The organism is Candidatus Flexifilum breve (assembly GCF_016713355.1).
Genome location: NZ_JADJPI010000033.1, coordinates 1 through 16391, shown reverse-complemented (window position 1 = coordinate 16391; position 16391 = coordinate 1). Strand labels below are relative to the sequence as shown.

The window sequence follows — 16391 nt, the reverse complement described above, 5'->3', positions numbered from 1 at the left end:
CCGTGCCAGTTCATTACTAGTATAAAACGCTTGCGCTGTTGTGTTCGGATGTCTATTTCAATATTTTTACGCAATTTAGATCTGACCTTGAGTCAAGATTTTCCAGGCTTCACTGCTCAGCCCCAACTCGCGCGAGCTGCAGCCCCGTGCGTAAGCGCGTTTTGACCCGTACCGAGCGGCATTTTGAGCGATTCGGAAGGCGATATCAGTGTGGCTCATGCCGTGAAAGAAGGCCAAGTCGATGAGATAGGCTTGCTCGGCGGGAGGCCGGTGCGATCAGAATTTGCAGGCTGGTCGTGCCATCCTGCCAGTGCGCGCCATCGGCCAGCATGAAGGTTTCGGCGTTGTCGTCGAGCGCGTCTCGAGCACCGCGGGCTGCCGCCGCTCCTGCCGCAGGCGATCAATCGCCGTGAACTGGGCAATGGTCAGCAGCCGTGCCAGAGGCGGCCTTTTTGAGTCCCAGCGCGCTGTCCGATTCCAGACTTTGAGGAAGGTGTCTTGCGCGACCTCTTCTGCCAATACGGAATTGTTGACCACGCGATACGCTAGGCTGTAAACCGCTTTGCCGTAGGTTTCGTAGAGTTCCATGAGGGCTTGTTGATCGCGTGCGGCGATCCGCTGCATAAGCGCGATGTCGTCCGACTGCATAGGGGATTACCTGCTCGTGAGCCGATGCACGCGATCAACTGTAACAGAGAACAAAGATTACTTCAACGTGAGGAACATGGCGCAGGTCAGCACGCCGCCGACCCGCCGCCCGCGATCACCTGACTGAGCGTGTGCCGCTGCAGTTTGATGCGGGCCGCCCCGACCACGGGAATGAGCGGGCTGAGCACCAGCGCCGGGACGACGCCATACAGCGCGCCGGTCGTGATGACCGCGCCCGTGATGCTCATACTGTGCATGCTGATTTGCCACTTCAGCGTCACGGCCAGCATGACCGCGATCTGGATGAGGCCGAACAGGGCGAACAGGGGAGCAGTGAGGGCGCGCCCCAGCAGCTGCAAAGCTTGCCACGCGAGCGCCGTACAGACAATCGAAACGATGAACGGGCGGATGCGCTGTTCGCGCACCCGCATATGCACATCGGTGATTTTGCCGCGCCACACCATCCACGCGATGTAGACAGCGGGCAGGAGGGCACAAAACACACCGTAGGTGACCGCCAGAGAATCGCCTGCTGAGTGGTTTCGGCGGCGCGGAAGGCAATCGGGAAGGCCAGAAAGCCCCACGACCGGCGGACTCAAGATGTTTGAGATCAACCGCGCCCGATTGATGTATCTGTCGCTTCAACTTGCTTTTCCTTCTCCATTGCTGTGTCGCGTTACCAGTGTAACATAACTCGCGGGATCGCTGGTTGGTTGCGTTGAAAATTTGGCGAGTGTTCATAATTCACCTGCCTCCCGGCGCTATCGGTTGGTGGGTGCGGCTAATGAGAGGACAGTTCACGATGAATGATGCTTTATCCGGGCAGTTATGCGCTTGGACGATCCCGGCGTATGCGCAGGACATGCTGTGGCTGACGGGGAATGACGGCACCCGCGGCGCGTCGAAGGGGGGCAAGGGCCTTCACGCTGGCCGCGCCTGCCGAGGTGCTGACGCTGCGCTGGGGCGGTGAAGACGGCGCGCCGCTGACGCAGCCCGCTGGCAGGTCGATCTGCTGGAATGGGATGGCGCGGTGCGCTTGGGCGGTTTCATCGACGCGATGCACATCACGACCATTGCCCAACTGCCCGCGCCCATCGTCGTGCTGACCGTCGGCGGGCAGCCGCTCAAACCGGCGTGCGGGCGTTCCCCGGCGCGGCGAGCGGAAGCGGACACCGTACCCTGTGCCCGCGTTTGGCGATGGCATCGATGACGAGGTCAGGGAAGGCGTGACGACGTGGATCGCGTTTGAAGACGACGCGGCGCTCACGCTGGCGCAGGACGCGCTGGTAAGTAAACTGCGCGTGTATATGTATGGGCGGCTGGCGGAGCAAAAAGCGGGCCTGCACGACTTGTTCGCACTGCCGATCACGCTGGAGGGCATGAGTTTGTTCGCACCTTAATAAGTCAGGGGATATAATAAGGGGAGGCTGATGCTGATGCATGGGCTGGATCGCGTACCTTTCGCCTCCCGTCTTGCTGGTACGAAGGATGATCCTCGATGAAGACGCTTCGTTCCCTGCTGTACTGTTCCTCATCGTCGCGCTGCTGCTCGGCGCACCGCTCACCGCTCAAGACATTGTTTTGACCGAGTTTTATGCCCCCTTCAACGGCAACCTGAGCGCCTACTATCCGGCTGGCTTTGACCGCATTTTCTCGCACGGCGACATTCTGATCTAAGCGACCCGAGCGCGATGACGTGGTATGCCACTATCCCCTCAATTCGGGTGAAGTCGTCATCGTCCTGCGCGATCCGGTGCGCATCACCCGGGAGCTGGGCACAGACATCGACGCAGTGGCGGACGCGCTCAGCGCGGCGACACCATGCAAGAACGCAGCGTGCTGACTGTGCACGGTCAACCGGCGGTGCGCTTGGTCGAATCGGATGAACAGGTGCATGTGGTGTTCGATCTCGGCGTGGGGCAGGTGACGTATGCGACGCTCGTCACGTTCGCGGGTGAACGGACGGACTTCGAGCCGCTGTTCTTCGCCATTGTCGAACAGGCGGCGTTTGTCGAACCCCAAGTTGAACCAGCGCCGGAACCGGAACCGACGAACGTCCGCATTGACCATCAACTGCGGTCGCCGTTTAACGCGCATTACGACGGCAGCGTGTCGATCCCGGTCAGCTTTGATTACCCCGCCGACTGGAATATTGACGAATTTTCTACGAAAGAGCGTTTATCTCAGCAATGCGCCGTTTTCCGATGAGCAGATTGGCGCAGAGAATATGCTGTGTGATGGTGAGGTTTTCCCGCAGCCCGTTGCCGATGTGCCGCATTTCCCGGCGACTTGATTCTGGCGCGCTACTGGGAGCACAACGGTTACTTTCAGGAAACCACGCTGTTCGGTCAGGCAGGCGTAACCGGGGTATACGGCGTTCTCACGGGACCTGACGCGCGGGACTTCGAATTGAACTATTACCTGAACGCAGATCTCGTGTTTGAGAATGGCTTGTGTATGTGGAAGCGTATGGCGGCTGGGCGCGCGACTACGACGAGGATGAAACGATCATCTTCGATCTCATCAAGTCGGTGCGCATTCTGGATTAAGATCTGTTGAATACTGCCGTCATGCTTGCAACTGAATCCTGCGCTATGATAAAATCGCAAGTGTTCGTCAATGTGAGGTAACACTTGGAAGACGGCAGTATTTCTTCAGTGCTGCTTTTAATCGCCTTGATCCTGTTTCACGGCGGTATGGAACTAACCTACGCGGTGTTAACTAATGTGCGCCGCAATGCCCTGCGTGAACGTGTCGAGTCCGGCGACCAGACTGCCAAGCGCATTCTGCGCCTGACCGAAAATGTCCCCAGCTGTACATCACCGCTCAAGTTTTTTGATGCTGGTCAAGTTTGCCATCGTCGCCATTGCGACGGTTGATGTGGCCGAGCCATTGCTCCGTGCGCAGGAAGCGGCGGGCAATCGGATCATCCCGGAATTGGGTTATCTGGCGGTCCTGTTCCCCATTGCGTTGCTGACCACACATCCTCGGCGACCTCGTCCCGTCGGCGCTCGGCAATGCCTACGCCGATCAGCTTGCGCCGCTGGTGGCGACGCCGCTGCGCCTGTTCACGCTGCTGTTATCCCCACTGGTCAAGCTGTTCATGAGCCTGAGCGATACGATCTCGCGCATTACGGGCGGCGAAGAGATGGACAAGGCTGTCACCGAAGAAGAGATCATGACGCTCGTCGAAGATGGTCAGAAGGGCGGCGCCATTGAGGACGAAGAGCGCGAGATGATCTATTCCGTGCTCCAGTTCGGCGAGACGCTGGCGCGCGAAGTCATGGTGCTCCCGCCTCGACCTGACCGCGGTGGAATGCGACACCCCGTTGAGCGAGGTCGTCAAAGTGCTGATGGAAACCGGACATTCCCGCATTCCGGTGTACGAAGAAGACATCGATAACATCAAGGGTCTGCTGTACGCCAAAGACCTGCTCAAGCTGTGGAATGATGGCACGTCGGGGACCAAGAAGGCGCGCGAACTCATGCGCCACGCCTATTTCGTGCCAGAAACCAAGCGTGCTGATGTGCTCTTCAAAGAACTGCAGGACAAGAAAGTGCATCTGCGGTGATTGTCGATGAGTATGGCGGCACGGCGGGCATCGTCACCATCGAAGACCTGATCGAAGAGATCGTCGGCGATATTCAGGATGAGTACGACCTCAACGAGGAAGCCGAATACACGGAAGTGGGCGAAAATGCCTACATCGTAGATGGCGGCATGAACCTCGGCGATCTGAACGAACTGCTCGACATCGATTTGCCGACTGACGAAAATGACTCGATTGGCGGGTATGTGTACAGCCAACTCGGGCATGTGCCGGATGTGGGGGGAGACGATCACCACGCCAACGCTGCACATGCGCTGTCGACGAAGTCGAAAATCGGCGCATTCGCAAGGTGTAGATAGCCCGCGTAATTCCGCCTGCACCAGAAACCGATGATGCGCCGGAGGAAGCTCCGCGCACCCCGAAGAGTAATCCGATCGTCACGCCGCAGGCCAAAACCGCCTCGTAGACAGGCGCGAAAACTTGTATTCTGGACACTGACGGAGGCCGAAAAGGTCTCCGTTTTGCTTCATGTTCCCGCCGAAGACGGATACATAACGCTCTACCCCCTATAAGCGTCGCGAATGTGACAAGCTCGGTCAGAGGACTGTTCCCGTTCTGATTTCGCTGCGCTGCTGATTGAGTTAGATTCACCTCTTGACTTTCACCTCACCTGAAGGCTTATTCTCCTGACTGTGCGTTAGGAGTGCTGCATGTTTCGTATAGGCGAATTCGCCCGTTTGACCCACGTCTCCCCCGTGACCCTGCGCCATTATGATGAAATTGGGCTGTTCAAGCCCGCGCAGATTGACGCATTCACGGGCTATCGGTATTACACGTTTGACCAACTGCCGCGTCTGAATCGGATTCTGGCGCTCAAGGGGTTGGGTTTCTCGTTGGAGCAGATTGGTCAACTCATAGATGGTGGGCTGACTGCGGATGAGCTGCGCGGGATGCTGCTGCTCCGGCAGGCGCAAATCGAACAGGAGATCGCGACGGCGCGAGACATGCTGGCGCAAGTAGCGCAGCGTTTACATCAAATCGAACAGGAGGGGACAATGCCGGAAACAGAAATTCTCATCAAGCAGGTTGAACCAATCACCATTGCTGGGGCGCGCGAAGTCGTGCCAACACCCGCGCAGATGCGGGATCGCTGCATCGCGTTGAATAATGCCTCATGGGAGCTCATCGAAGCGCAGCAGCTTAAAACGGATGGCGTCTCGTTCGCGCTGTACTATCCCGAACCCGTGGACGGCATTGATGTCGAGATGGCCTACCAGGTCGATGGAATGGAGGGACAGACGCAGGGCACGGCCGTTGTGCACACGCTGCCTGCGGCGACGGTCGCCTATGCGGTGTACCGCGGCAGTTATGATGATTTTGGCGCAGTCGGACGGCTGCACGGCGCACTGCACGAGTGGATTCAGGCGAATGGCTATCGCATCAGCGGGGCGACGCGCGAGATCTACTTACAGCCGCCGCGCGGTGGTTTCGCTAACAGCGGCGTGATGGAGCTGCAATATCCGATTGAACGGGCATAGATCGGGTCATCCAGTGCCGCGCTGAATGGCTTGGGAGGCGGGTGGAATAAAACAGGTGGTGACATCAGTCACCACCGGTTTTAGAAGCGGCTTTAGGTCAAACCGAGGTACGTGCAGAATTCCGGCGGGGCGTCGACACCGCAGAGCGGGATGACCGGCTGGAGCGGACGCACCGAGCTGAAACGGAGCGTCTCCTGCACATCACCCACACCGGACGCCTGTCGGATCGTCGGAATGAGGATGGGGCAGTAGCCGAAGTTCTGCGGAATGCTGCGCAGGAAGGTGAGGTTGGAGAGATCATCGGCAGTCAACGGCGTGATCTCCGACCAGTCGCCGACGCGATCTTCCGATGTGATCGGTTCGCCGAAGTTGAGCGGCGCGGTGATCGAGTAGCCGACGGGGACGGTGATGCGTTCCGTCACGTCGCCCTTGGCTCGGCAACGCCGTCGCTGTAGACATCCGGGTTCAACGCTGCACGAGGCCGTAGATCACCTGGACGTTAATGAAGCCCGTCGCCACCGCCGGTGATGACCGCCGCGCCATCAATCGTGAAGTTCACGCCTTCCGCGCGGAACTGGCGGGCATCGAAGTCGCAGTCCGACTGCACGAACAGCGTGGACGGCGTATCGACGCAGGCGTTTTCCTGAGCAGTCGCAAACACAAACGACTGCAGCGGGGAGAACGTGGCGTCAGGCTCATCGGTGTCGGCAATTTCCACGCCACCGAAGAGGATGTAGCGCAGGTTCGGTTCGGAAGCGTTCACATCAGGCAAGCGCAGTAAGCTCAAGCCCCACTGGTCATCTTCGCGGCTGTACGGCTGGGAAGTGATCGATCCAATCTCGTCAATTGCGAGTCGGTCGCTGAGCGAAGTCCTCAATCAGGGCGTTTTCGGCCCGGGTGGCGACGACGCTGTTATAGCCATAGCAGTATTCGCCCGCTTCGGTTCCGGCACAGGCGGTCGAAAAGCCGTTGAACGCCTGCCGCTGGAAGGTCGGGCAGACGACGGAATCATCAGTTTGCCCTTGCAATCCGGCCACTGAGAGCAGACTGAGTAAGCCCACGAACAACACCAGTTGTAGCATCCGCTTCATCATTGACTCCTACGTGTCATTAATATCTGGTTGTGCTCGAGTCCAGATATACTGTCAAGGATAACATGGGGCGAGAAACCCCGCAAACCAATTCCTTAAGAAATTTCAACGCGACTTTAGTCCTCAACGCCGCCGCGAACGCTGCTGGTGAGCCAGATGCATTGACATCTTAGTCTGCATTCTATACTGATTCGTCGGAACGTGTCGATTTTCCCCGCGGGTTTTCCACAGGCCGCGACATAGTACATAAGTTCCAACGTATGCCTGTCATTTGATGGGATGATGCGCGTGAACAAAAGCGCCAGAGGCCGGTTTATAACCGGGCTGAAAGGGGTAACAGCGCCGGGGTTTGGGAAACGTTGGAAAATGGTTTAACTTGGATCAATGAACAATAGAGGCCTTAATTATTATTCCGTTTATCTAAATAAGAAATTTATGTTGTTAGGATTTTTGACGTTACCGTCTCTCGGATTTCTCCTATAATGAACGAAGTGGACAGCGCTAAGACCTCATCAAGCGCGAACTTACCATCTACTGACTTATGTCTTCTGCCACAGCCGAATGCAGCGTAGTGACAAGGTGAACTTCATGTGGCCTGATTCCGTAATTATGCGATCGGAATTCTCCTGTTCCAATTTCTTATTGTCTTGTTAGGGTCGGTTCTGGCCATTAACATGACGTGGGCTGGCGAACGCGTGGCGAATGCGCTGAAAGCGCCCCCGCCCGCGAGCGCGGCTGAATTGCTCATCTTCTGGCTGGAGGCCAATGAGGCTCTGCCGCCCATCGAGACGGTTTCGCGGTACTATGATGCGGCGATCACCCAGCAGGTGGTGCTGGTGCAGGATGTGAGCGACAGCCAGTTTGAAGAAGCGCGGTCGGCGCTCGAAACGTATGGCATTCCGGTGCATCACATTGTGGATGTGCGCAACGTTTCGACGATCACCCATGACCTGAACGCGATTTTCGCGGCGGCTCCGGTGGGTAATGCGGTCGTCGTCTCGGAATGGTTCCACGGGCGGCGCAGTGTGTGTGCTGTGCAGGCGGCGGCTGCGGGCGGCGTCCCGGTCAGCTTCGTCGGCGCGCAGGCTGATTTCAGCGCGGCGAACTGGTGGGCGTCCGAAGCGGGCGCGGTCGGCATTGCGACTGAAATCGCGAAAACGGCTTACTCCTCGCTGATTTACGGCATGCCATTTTCGGGCTGCTGGTCGGGCGATTTTCCGTTCACGCTGGTGACGGGCTATACGCTGGCCGCGTTCCTGCTGAGCGGCTTGCTCGTCGGCGCTCTGCGCTGGTTTACGATCCGGCGCAGACTGCTCGATGTGGCCAACGAGCGCAGCATGCACAAAATTCCGACGCCGCGCGGTGGTGGCATCGTGATCTCCCTACTCACGCTGACGATGCTGATCGTCGTGGCGATCTTCTTCTCCGATTTGAAGCCGCAGCTCCTGATCGTCTATATCGTCGCGGCGCTGGCGCTGACCTTCCTGAGCTTGTACGACGATTGGGTGAAAGCTGTGCCGATCAAGATCCGTCTGCTGCTGCATCTGGCGACCGCTGTGGCTGTGGTGATTAGCACCTTCCTCATCCACCCAGCGGAAATCCGGCTGGAAATCCCCGGCGTGATCACGCTGATGGTGACAGGAATCTTTGCCGCGAGTGCGCTGATATTGTGGATCACCGGTTTCACCAACATGTTCAACTTCATGGATGGCATCGACGGGCTCGCCGGGCTGCATGTGCTGCTCGTCGGGGCGGGTTGGGCGCTCTTGTTCTTCCTCGAAGGCGAAAGCACCCTCACGCTGATCGGCGTGCTGATTGTGGCGACGAGCGCTGGTTTCCTCGTGCATAACACCGCGCCCGCGCGCATCTTCATGGGCGATCTGGGCAGCGTGTTCCTCGGTTTCACGCTGGCGGCGCTGCCCGTGCTTGGCTATGTCGGCACGAGCAATGCGGATATGTTCATCGTCGGCGTGATGTTTGTGCTGCCGTTCCTGTTCGACGCGACCTATACGATCATCAAGCGCTGGCGCAACGGCGAAAATGTGCTGCAAGCCCACCGCAAGCACCTGTATCAGCGTTTGGTGCTGCGCGGGCAATCGCATGGCGCTGTGACCGGGTTATACGGTTTCATGAGCGTCTTCTGTGTGGCGAGCGGCGTGCTGTACTATACGGGCAGTCCCATCACTCGCGGCATTGCGCTGATCGTGGTCATTCTGCTCATGGCGACGTACGCGCTCGGCGCGGAAACGATGCTGGCGGCGAAATCTGTAGGTTACGCGAAGGCCGTCGGCGCCGATATGCAGGTGGATTAGCGCGGTTCGATAAGACCAAGCAGTAAGCTGAAAGACGAGGCGTTCAGCCTCGTCTTTTATTGCCCGAGTTCCGCGATGGTGCGCCGCCAACCTTCTTCCAGCGTGATTTGCGGTGCGAAACCTAGTACGCGCAGCCGAGCGCCGCTGTAGGTTTCGCTTTGTGTGAGTTGCGCGATGCTCTCACGCGTCAGCGGCGACCGCTTGCCGACGAGCCGGAAGACGACCTCCGCGAATCCCGCGCCCGTTTCGACCAGAGCGGCGGGGAGATGCACAGCAGGTCGACTCTTACCGCAGGCGGCGTAGATTGCATCCAGAATGATGTGCATGGGTAGCGGCATCATGCGCGACGAGGTTGACGGTCGCGCTGGCGGGCTGTGCCGCGAAGAGTATGGCGGCGCGCGCCGCATCATCCACATGGGTCAGGCTGCGCACGTTCTGCAGGCCGCCAACGGGCACAAACACCCCACGCTGAATCCCACGGACCAGAAAGCGCCACGACCCACGCAGGCGCGCGCTGTAGATGGGCGAAAGGCGCAGCACGCTCGTGTCGATGACATTCTGCGCGGCGCGTTCGCCGTCGAGTTTGCTCTGCGCGTAATCGGTCTGCGGGTTGAGCGGGTGGTCCTCGGTGACGGGCTGCGCGCTGTGCGTTCCGTAAACTCTCACGGTGCTGAAGTAGATTAAGCGCTGCGTGCCCGCGCGGGCGGCTTCCTCCGCGACGATGCGGGTCGCGGCGACATTGACGCGCTGGTAGTCCGCGCGCAGTTCGGGCGGCGGGTTGGTCACATGCAGCAGCGCGGCGAGGTGATACACCTGCTGGACGCCAGTGACCGCTGCACGCACGGCGTCGCGATCACTGATGTCGCCGCTGTGAAATTCTACGTCGGGCGGGAACAATGGTTCGAGCGGACGCTGGCGGCTGAGCACACGCACGCGCTGCCCGTGCCGCCGCAGTTCGGCGACGAGCGCCGGGCCGACAGCGCCGGTCGCGCCCGTAACGAGGACGAGCGGCGACTCTGTCATCGGTGCTAGCTCTCCGTGAGCCGGCGCATGAGTGCGATACCGGGCGCTGACCCGCTGACCGCGAATAGTGCTCCTCGATGTAACGCCGACCATTCATGCCGTAGGCTTGGAACTGCTCCTGATCTGGCGTAGGCCTGAAGCACGGCCGTTTCAAACGCATCGGCGGTATCGGGCGGTGTCCAGAGACTACTGGCTCGCCGTCTCGACCAGCGCGACCGGCTCCGAGTCGCGATCAACCGACCCGAGTGCTGGCCGTCCGCTCGCCATAATCGTGTAGATCTCGGAAGGTTGGATCAGACTCGAACATCAATCTCCCCGTGAGACCACTCAATTCCTCGAACGTTTGCCATTTCCGCAACGCGAAGCGCTCGCGTCATTCATAACGAACCCACCTTGGAAAGGCTTAGCGGGTGCTGGGGAGAGCTGAACCCTCTCCCCGCCCCTTGAAGCTCGCTGCCCGTGCCAGCAAGACTCCCGGAGGTCACTGTACCACACCTCCGCGCAGTCCTTGCCAGCCCCAGCGAAATCGCTAACGTGTTGGGTTACTGAAGAAGGGAAATGGCAATGACTCGCAGTTTCGTGTTCACCAATCATAAGGGTGGCGTCGGCAAAAGCACGTCGGCCACCAACATCGCGCTGGGTATCACGCAGGTGCTGAAGCGCGCCAACGCGTCCAACTGCCGCGTGCTGCTGATTGATACCGACTCGCAGGGCCACGCGTCGTTGGTCACCACGGGACGCAAGGACTACGGCGTGGATGACAGTTTGTACACCGTCCTGATGGCCGACCGCCAGAATGCGCCGCAGATACTCATGAACTGCATCGTCCAAAGTCAGTGGGATGAAGATCTACATGTGTTGCCGGCTTCGCCCATGTTGGAAGGTGCGGAGCGGGAACTGATGGGTGTGGCGGGTGCGCCGTATCGCCTCGCCGATCCTCTGAGCAAGATTGCCGGGCAGTACGCGGCGGTTGTGATTGATACCCGTCCATCGTTCTCCTTGCTGACGGAGATGGGGTTGCTGGCGGCGACGGATGCGATTGTGCCGGTCGAACCGCGTTATCTGGAAACGGTTGGTCTGACGAGCGTCATTCAGAAGATCAACGATATCCGCGATGGGTGGCGGCATCCCAGCTTGCGCGTCAGCGGCCTGCTGGTCACGAAAATGGATACCCGTGTGCGCGGCCACAATCATCTGCTATCGGAGATCAACGCCCATCCAGTACTGGGCAAACTCGTGCTCGGCGTGATCCCGGTCAACGAAGCGGTATCGTATGCCCATCATAACCACCAGAGTCTCTTCATCTACAATCCGCGCTCTTCGGCCAGCCGCGCTTACATTCAAGTGGTTGGCTCGCTGGTGCGCTACATGACGAAGGTGGGTGCGTGATGGCCAAGGGCAACACGAACCGGATTGACGAGCTCCTGGCGTCCGTGACCACCGATCTGATGGGAGACGGTCACGGCGCACTACAAGACAACAGCATTCGTGTGGAGCGTCTGTTGTTAGACATGGTGCGTCCTGATCCGGTACAACCACGCCGGGTGCTGCCGGAGAGCATCCACCTGCGCTTTCACAACAATCACGTCACGCCGACTCAAGCACTGCGCGAGCTGGTGCAGATTGTGCAGATTGCAGCGCGCCAGCGGGGCCGACCGTTCAACAGCGTGCTCGAACTGCTGCCGAAGGCGGACGACGAGCACGAAGAGGAAACCCCTGTCAACCTGTCGCCCGAAGAACAACTGCTGCACGATCTGGTTAATCTCGCCGTGACCATCCGCGATGATGGTCAGGTGAATCCGCTTACAGTCGTTGATGTCTCGCAGGGAGTTACGCGCTTGTTCCGCATCGAAACCGGCGAGCGCCGCTACTGGGCAACATGGTTACTCCGCGATTTCATCCCCAACTACACCGGCGATGGCATGATCCCCTGCATCATCATCCCCGAACGGCAGTCGTCGGTTTTCCGGCAGGCGAAAGAGAACACAGCACGTTCCGGACTGACCGCGGTTGCTCTAGCCCGGCAAGCTGCCCTCTTGCTACTAACGGTGCACGGCTACGAGATCCCTGCCTACGCAGTGGGGAATGACTTCTATCGGCAGGCACTCGACCTCGATCTGAAAAGCAAACGTGAATACACCGACACGATTCTCAGTGCGATGGGAGGCATCAAGCGTGGACAGTTCAGCCATTTGAAGATTCTTCTTCGGCTATCGGATGAAGCTTTGGAGCTTGCTGATCGGCACCACATTGAAGAGGGAAAGTTGCGCTACGTTCTCAACCTTGCGCCAGAGTATCACGCTGAGGTTGTCCGTCAGATCATTGACTTCAACCTTTCGGTCAAACAAGTCAAGGAATTGTGTGAAGGTGATGGTATCCATGAGTCCGAAGAGAAGACGGACGACATTTCCCCGTCAGCAGTAAAGGTCGCAAAAGTTGCACAAGCAATCAACAGCACCACCCCTCAGGAACTAGCGCGTGCACTCATTCGGCAGGAGGGAGATGTGGCAATTGCTCGTGCCCGCTTGCAGGCATTGCGGAGACTAATCGGTGAAACAGAACGCTACTTGGGCGAGGAATAGAAAAATGTCTACACGTGTAGACATTTTCGAGATTCGAACGGTAATTCATATGCGTGGTCCACCCTAGAAAAGAAAAGGCCCACTGCGAGACGGCACGTGGGCGGCGGGATGGGATACTGTGTGACTTGGACACTCACACTGTATCACAGCCTGTCCCCTCGTGCAACTGAAGACCCACTTTCAACTGTGTTTTTGGACACGAGTTCACTTCAACATTGCTTGGAGACAGAGAAACATGAGTATTGATTTGGAGCAGATTCGCTCCGCTAACCCGATTGAACACCTGATTGGTGAGAAATTCGCGCTCAAGCGTCAGGGTACCCGGTTGGTCGGCGTGGAACACGACAGCCTCGTGGTCACCCCGCAAACCGGCTTGTACTTTTGGAACTCCCGCAGCGAACACGGGGATGTGTTCGATTTCGTGGGACGCCATCACTTGGGTTACGAAAGCCGCTGGAACAACCGTGACGCGACCATGTTTATGGAAACAGTGCGCCATCTGGCCCAACGGGCGGGCATCCGGATCGACGAGGGCGATTTTCGCCAATCGCACAGTTGGGCGGAGCGCCAACTGATCCAGCGACTGCACGAGACGCTGCTGAACACACCGACTGCCCTCGACTATGTGACGAAGACGCGCGGTTGGCAGCTCGCGACGGTGCGGAGTGCGCGGCTCGGTTTCATGCCCGCGGACAAACGGAAGCTGCTCGCCGACCTGAACCTGCCCGACAAATGGCGCAATGTGATCGCCAAGTTTCCCGCTGGGATGCTCGTCTACGTCCATCTGGAACGGGGGCGTTTGGGGTATCTGAGCGGACGGTCGATCAGCGGGAAACAGCACTATAACCCGCCGCGTGAGCTTATCGGGGAGCGCCGTCCATATGGCAATCACTTGTACACGTCAGAAGCCGATCAGCTTGTGTTAGTCGAAGGGCAAGCGGATGCCATCACGTTTGGGGAGTGGGGTTTTCCGGCGCTGGCGGTAACCGGGATGTATGTTTCGGATGAACTACTGATGGCACTGCGGAAGCATCGGCGGGTCTTTGTCGCGCTCGATAACACGGCGGATGCGCTCCAGAAGAATCAGGAGCTGGCGCGGCAGTTAGGGAAGTCCGCGCTGATTCCGCGGTTGCCCAACGGGGTGAAAGACGCCAACGACTGGTTGACCCAAGGTGGTAGTACTGAGGAGGTGCAGGCAGTGCTCAACAAAGCGAAAACGTGGCTCCAGACGGAGATCGAGCGGGTAGCGTTTCTCGATGGTCTCGAAAAGAAAGATGCGATTCGGACCTTGTTCATTCATGCCGTTGATCTGGATGAAATGGAATTGAGCGAGTTCCGGTCGGCGCTGGCGAAACAAGGTGTCAAGGGACGCGCTTTCAACGATCTACTGCGGGCGGCACGCAAGCAGCAGGACGATGAAGAAGATGATGAGATGCCGCAGATTCTTGGTGATGAGGTCCCGCTACTCTCACCGGCACTGGGTTTTCAGCGCGACGTCGCCATCGTCACCGTGTCGGTCGTCGAGCGCACCAAAGACAAGAAACTCAACACACAGCCGTATCTGGTCACGTCTTCTCGCGAGCTGGTGCGGCTGAGTAATGAGCAGATCATCAAGCTCGACGGTCATGAAGTTGCGCTGCGGGTCATGCCGGAAGGCTCCGAGTTTCTGATGCGCTGGCGGTTCAGCGATATCCAGAAGTTTCTCAACGGCGAAACGGTCGATGCTGGACAGGTCTTTCGCGACGTCCACGACCTTTTCACCCACTATGTCGATTTTCGCTCGCCGGTCGAGAGCGCGATCCTAACGCTCTGGACGATTGGGACGTACTTCTACACGATGTTTCCGGCGTATCCGTATTTAGCGCTCAACGGGCCGAAGAACAGCGGGAAGTCGACCGTGATGCGCGTACTCCAGCCACTCGCCTTCAACATGGTCACGACCTCCGATCCCACGGGACCGTCGATGTTTCGCCTCATCCACTACACCAGCTGCACGGTCGGGATCGATGAGGCGGAGCGCTACCATAACCCGAAGGACCCGGGCATGCAGCAAATCCGCCAGCTGCTGAACAGCGGCTACAAACAGGGGATGCCAGCAATCCGGCTCATTGGCGAGGACATGAAACCACAGGCGTTCGATGTCTATTCGCCCAAAATCCTCGCTGCCATTGCCGGGTTGGAAGATATTCTCGCTTCACGCTGCATCGCCATTCCGATGCGCCGGACGGACAAAAAGCTGCCATCCTTTCCGCCGGATTTCGACGGTGCGGCACTCCGCCATCAACTCTACACGCTGGCACTGACCCACTTCCGAACGGTCTACACCAACTACTCGGAGCGTCCCACGTTACACACACTCCACAATCGGTCTGGAGAACTGTGGTCGCCGCTCGTTGCCTTGGCCGCCTTCTTCGAGGAGCAGGGCGGAGTAAAAGGGTTACTTGATGCGATTGCAACGGCGGCTGAAACCGACGAGCAGATCAGCGAAGGTAAGGCACTCAGCGAACGCGAAGAAGCCGTACTGCAAGCACTCGAACTGATGACACGCGGAGACGAAGGCACGATCTGGATCAAGGCGGTCGCGCTGCGCGAGAAGTCGCGCGGCTGATCGGTCAGCCAGTCGAGAAGATGGGCGACGCTCAGTGGATTGGGCATATCCTCAAACGCCTGCACCTGATCGACGAATCGGGGCGCAAGCGCGGCATCGATGGGATCGCTTACGCTGTGCGGTCATTCGATGTGATCGACATGATGCGCCGCTACGACGTGCCAACGATCCATGAGACTCGCTGAAAAACCGTTCAAACCGTTCAAACCCTACATACCGTTCATGGATTTAGGTAGCGCCACGCGGTATGTAGAGGGTCCGAACTTGGTTTGAAGGGTAAAGTAGATACTACAGAACGTCTGTGCGAATTTTATTTTCGCAATAATGTGTACGGTGTCGCCGGTCTGAATCCGAAGGATCGGCGGGCCGCACGAGAGAAAGCGCCGTGCAGGTGCCGCGCGGCAAAGACCTGAGCGAGTTCTACCAGCAGACAGGCGAAAACAGAGTGAACGAATGGCTTCAAACCGTGATCAATCAGGGACTGCAATCATGTCGGTTCAAATAGTGATCGCAGGATGCAAGGACGTAGACGACTTTTTTCAAATTGAGCGAAGCGGAGCAGCTCACTCACATGCCGCTGCTCGGTTTCGTGCTGTGGCGATAATCATCGTTCTCGCACTCAGATGAGATTCGGGCAGAACTTCTGTCACAATCCCAAACACGGCAATGAACACGAGAATCGCACCTGAGAAACGGGTCAACAGCTTGTAGTTACCCGTGATCCACCGCGTGAACTGCCGCTGCAAAGTGCCTGCTAGAAACGGGAGTACGACCAGCACCCACCCGAACCCTAGCCCGAAGAACAGAAAATAAAGTAGTCCATCCGCAAGAACAGCGAAATTATCAGCGCCAAGCAAGAATGCGCTGGTGATGAGCGGTCCCGTGCAAGGCAGGGTCATCGGGCCCAAAAGCAGCCCGTAAAGATAGGCAGTTAGGGAGCGATTACGCAGCAGCGGAATGCTCGTTGTACTGAGTCGCGCAAAAGGATTGAACCCAAACAGCATCATCACGCCCAACACGAGCACTACGCCATAGATG

24 protein-coding genes are annotated in these 16391 nt (G+C 58.2%); 15 read left to right on the top strand and 9 right to left on the bottom strand.

The window, feature by feature from the left end; all coding sequences use genetic code 11:
* Nucleotides 1-276: 276 nt before the first annotated feature.
* The 3 genes from IPK17_RS22835 to IPK17_RS22825 form a co-directional block, all read right to left on the bottom strand.
* Nucleotides 277-648 carry an RNA polymerase sigma factor gene (locus IPK17_RS22835; RefSeq protein ID WP_343420006.1) on the bottom strand — a complete coding sequence of 124 codons (372 nt, stop codon included), beginning with the start codon at nucleotides 646-648 and terminating at the stop codon, nucleotides 277-279.
* An 86-nt stretch (nucleotides 649-734) separates the two neighbouring features.
* Complete coding sequence (locus IPK17_RS22830; RefSeq protein ID WP_343420005.1) at nucleotides 735-1151, bottom strand: hypothetical protein; 417 nt, start codon at nucleotides 1149-1151, stop codon at nucleotides 735-737.
* A 323-nt stretch (nucleotides 1152-1474) separates the two neighbouring features.
* On the bottom strand, nucleotides 1475-1852 hold the full coding sequence (locus IPK17_RS22825) for a hypothetical protein (protein ID WP_343420004.1): 378 nt from the start codon (nucleotides 1850-1852) through the stop codon (nucleotides 1475-1477).
* Here IPK17_RS22825 and IPK17_RS22820 point away from each other — a divergent pair.
* The 9 genes from IPK17_RS22820 (at nucleotide 1830) to IPK17_RS22780 (ending at nucleotide 5737) form a co-directional block, all read left to right on the top strand.
* Entirely contained in the window at nucleotides 1830-2048 is a 219-nt protein-coding gene (locus IPK17_RS22820; RefSeq protein WP_343420003.1) for a hypothetical protein, read from the top strand. The two genes, IPK17_RS22825 and IPK17_RS22820, sit on opposite strands and share 23 nt — an antisense overlap.
* Before the next feature lie 88 nt (nucleotides 2049-2136).
* Nucleotides 2137-2325, top strand: coding sequence for a hypothetical protein (locus IPK17_RS22815; protein WP_343420002.1), 189 nt, complete (start codon nucleotides 2137-2139; stop codon nucleotides 2323-2325).
* A gap of 19 nt (nucleotides 2326-2344) precedes the next feature.
* The gene (locus IPK17_RS22810; protein ID WP_343420001.1) at nucleotides 2345-2491 is read left to right on the top strand and encodes a hypothetical protein; all 147 of its coding nucleotides are present in this window, start codon (nucleotides 2345-2347) and stop codon (nucleotides 2489-2491) included.
* Nucleotides 2470-2856 (top strand): hypothetical protein, encoded by a 387-nt coding sequence (locus IPK17_RS22805; RefSeq protein ID WP_343420000.1) that lies wholly within the window; start codon nucleotides 2470-2472, stop codon nucleotides 2854-2856. The genes IPK17_RS22810 and IPK17_RS22805 overlap by 22 nt, the downstream gene beginning before the upstream one ends.
* Before the next feature lie 425 nt (nucleotides 2857-3281).
* A complete protein-coding gene (locus IPK17_RS22800; protein ID WP_343419999.1) occupies nucleotides 3282-3527 on the top strand; it encodes a hypothetical protein in 246 nt (81 codons plus the stop codon).
* A gap of 104 nt (nucleotides 3528-3631) precedes the next feature.
* Entirely contained in the window at nucleotides 3632-4051 is a 420-nt protein-coding gene (locus IPK17_RS22795) for a CNNM domain-containing protein (protein ID WP_343420007.1), read from the top strand.
* Nucleotides 4002-4220, top strand: coding sequence for a hypothetical protein (locus tag IPK17_RS22790; protein WP_343419998.1), 219 nt, complete (start codon nucleotides 4002-4004; stop codon nucleotides 4218-4220). Before IPK17_RS22795 ends, IPK17_RS22790 begins: the two co-directional genes overlap by 50 nt.
* Nucleotides 4217-4558, top strand: a complete 342-nt coding sequence (locus tag IPK17_RS22785; RefSeq protein ID WP_343419997.1) for a transporter associated domain-containing protein — start codon at nucleotides 4217-4219, stop codon at nucleotides 4556-4558. The genes IPK17_RS22790 and IPK17_RS22785 overlap by 4 nt, the downstream gene beginning before the upstream one ends.
* Before the next feature lie 351 nt (nucleotides 4559-4909).
* Complete coding sequence (locus tag IPK17_RS22780; RefSeq protein ID WP_343419996.1) at nucleotides 4910-5737, top strand: MerR family transcriptional regulator; 828 nt, start codon at nucleotides 4910-4912, stop codon at nucleotides 5735-5737.
* 92 nt (nucleotides 5738-5829) lie between these two features.
* Here the strand turns inward: IPK17_RS22780 and IPK17_RS22775 are convergent, their stop codons facing one another.
* From IPK17_RS22775 to IPK17_RS22765, 3 genes are all read right to left on the bottom strand, one after another.
* On the bottom strand, nucleotides 5830-6159 hold the full coding sequence (locus IPK17_RS22775) for a hypothetical protein (protein WP_343419995.1): 330 nt from the start codon (nucleotides 6157-6159) through the stop codon (nucleotides 5830-5832).
* A 77-nt stretch (nucleotides 6160-6236) separates the two neighbouring features.
* Nucleotides 6237-6614 (bottom strand): hypothetical protein, encoded by a 378-nt coding sequence (locus IPK17_RS22770; RefSeq protein WP_343419994.1) that lies wholly within the window; start codon nucleotides 6612-6614, stop codon nucleotides 6237-6239.
* Nucleotides 6580-6831 carry a hypothetical protein gene (locus IPK17_RS22765; RefSeq protein ID WP_343419993.1) on the bottom strand — a complete coding sequence of 84 codons (252 nt, stop codon included), beginning with the start codon at nucleotides 6829-6831 and terminating at the stop codon, nucleotides 6580-6582. Before IPK17_RS22765 ends, IPK17_RS22770 begins: the two co-directional genes overlap by 35 nt.
* Before the next feature lie 671 nt (nucleotides 6832-7502).
* Here IPK17_RS22765 and IPK17_RS22760 point away from each other — a divergent pair.
* Nucleotides 7503-9140: an MraY family glycosyltransferase gene (locus IPK17_RS22760; protein ID WP_343419992.1), complete on the top strand. Its 1638-nt coding sequence runs from the start codon at nucleotides 7503-7505 to the stop codon at nucleotides 9138-9140.
* Between the two features lie 56 nt (nucleotides 9141-9196).
* Here the strand turns inward: IPK17_RS22760 and IPK17_RS22755 are convergent, their stop codons facing one another.
* Nucleotides 9197-9466 carry a Rossmann-fold NAD(P)-binding domain-containing protein gene (locus IPK17_RS22755; RefSeq protein ID WP_343419991.1) on the bottom strand — a complete coding sequence of 90 codons (270 nt, stop codon included), beginning with the start codon at nucleotides 9464-9466 and terminating at the stop codon, nucleotides 9197-9199.
* Nucleotides 9426-10163, bottom strand: coding sequence for an NAD-dependent epimerase/dehydratase family protein (locus tag IPK17_RS22750; RefSeq protein ID WP_343419990.1), 738 nt, complete (start codon nucleotides 10161-10163; stop codon nucleotides 9426-9428). The genes IPK17_RS22755 and IPK17_RS22750 overlap by 41 nt, the downstream gene beginning before the upstream one ends.
* 67 nt (nucleotides 10164-10230) lie before the next feature.
* On the opposite strand from IPK17_RS22750, the gene IPK17_RS22745 reads away from it, so the two are divergent.
* From IPK17_RS22745 to IPK17_RS22725, 5 genes are all read left to right on the top strand, one after another.
* Nucleotides 10231-10440: a hypothetical protein gene (locus IPK17_RS22745; RefSeq protein WP_343419989.1), complete on the top strand. Its 210-nt coding sequence runs from the start codon at nucleotides 10231-10233 to the stop codon at nucleotides 10438-10440.
* A gap of 287 nt (nucleotides 10441-10727) precedes the next feature.
* Nucleotides 10728-11552 (top strand): ParA family protein, encoded by an 825-nt coding sequence (locus IPK17_RS22740; protein WP_343419988.1) that lies wholly within the window; start codon nucleotides 10728-10730, stop codon nucleotides 11550-11552.
* Nucleotides 11552-12745 (top strand): ParB-like helix-turn-helix domain-containing protein, encoded by a 1194-nt coding sequence (locus IPK17_RS22735; RefSeq protein WP_343419987.1) that lies wholly within the window; start codon nucleotides 11552-11554, stop codon nucleotides 12743-12745. Before IPK17_RS22740 ends, IPK17_RS22735 begins: the two co-directional genes overlap by 1 nt.
* Nucleotides 12746-12980: 235 nt before the next feature.
* Nucleotides 12981-15353, top strand: coding sequence for a hypothetical protein (locus IPK17_RS22730; protein WP_343419986.1), 2373 nt, complete (start codon nucleotides 12981-12983; stop codon nucleotides 15351-15353).
* Nucleotides 15354-15373: 20 nt separating this feature from the next.
* A complete protein-coding gene (locus tag IPK17_RS22725; protein WP_343419985.1) occupies nucleotides 15374-15538 on the top strand; it encodes a hypothetical protein in 165 nt (54 codons plus the stop codon).
* Nucleotides 15539-15916: 378 nt separating this feature from the next.
* On the opposite strand, the gene IPK17_RS22720 is transcribed toward IPK17_RS22725, so the two are convergent.
* Nucleotides 15917-16391 (bottom strand): cytochrome c biogenesis protein CcdA (locus IPK17_RS22720; protein ID WP_343419984.1); only part of this gene is annotated, 475 nt, incomplete at its 5' end.

Bases quoted from the DNA above. Each gene is read 5' to 3' on its own strand.
- IPK17_RS22815 (WP_343420002.1), top strand. From the start codon at position 2,137: ATGATCCTCGATGAAGACGCTTCGTTCCCTGCTGTACTGTTCCTCATC.
- IPK17_RS22835 (WP_343420006.1), bottom strand. From the start codon at position 648: ATGCAGTCGGACGACATCGCGCTTATGCAGCGGATCGCCGCACGCGAT.
- IPK17_RS22730 (WP_343419986.1), top strand. From the start codon at position 12,981: ATGAGTATTGATTTGGAGCAGATTCGCTCCGCTAACCCGATTGAACAC.
- IPK17_RS22790 (WP_343419998.1), top strand. From the start codon at position 4,002: ATGGAAACCGGACATTCCCGCATTCCGGTGTACGAAGAAGACATCGAT.
- IPK17_RS22765 (WP_343419993.1), bottom strand. From the start codon at position 6,831: ATGATGAAGCGGATGCTACAACTGGTGTTGTTCGTGGGCTTACTCAGT.
- IPK17_RS22735 (WP_343419987.1), top strand. From the start codon at position 11,552: ATGGCCAAGGGCAACACGAACCGGATTGACGAGCTCCTGGCGTCCGTG.
- IPK17_RS22805 (WP_343420000.1), top strand. From the start codon at position 2,470: ATGCAAGAACGCAGCGTGCTGACTGTGCACGGTCAACCGGCGGTGCGC.
- IPK17_RS22760 (WP_343419992.1), top strand. From the start codon at position 7,503: ATGACGTGGGCTGGCGAACGCGTGGCGAATGCGCTGAAAGCGCCCCCG.
- IPK17_RS22740 (WP_343419988.1), top strand. From the start codon at position 10,728: ATGACTCGCAGTTTCGTGTTCACCAATCATAAGGGTGGCGTCGGCAAA.
- IPK17_RS22725 (WP_343419985.1), top strand. From the start codon at position 15,374: ATGGGCGACGCTCAGTGGATTGGGCATATCCTCAAACGCCTGCACCTG.
- IPK17_RS22750 (WP_343419990.1), bottom strand. From the start codon at position 10,163: ATGACAGAGTCGCCGCTCGTCCTCGTTACGGGCGCGACCGGCGCTGTC.
- IPK17_RS22825 (WP_343420004.1), bottom strand. From the start codon at position 1,852: ATGCCATCGCCAAACGCGGGCACAGGGTACGGTGTCCGCTTCCGCTCG.
- IPK17_RS22755 (WP_343419991.1), bottom strand. From the start codon at position 9,466: ATGCACATCATTCTGGATGCAATCTACGCCGCCTGCGGTAAGAGTCGA.
- IPK17_RS22780 (WP_343419996.1), top strand. From the start codon at position 4,910: ATGTTTCGTATAGGCGAATTCGCCCGTTTGACCCACGTCTCCCCCGTG.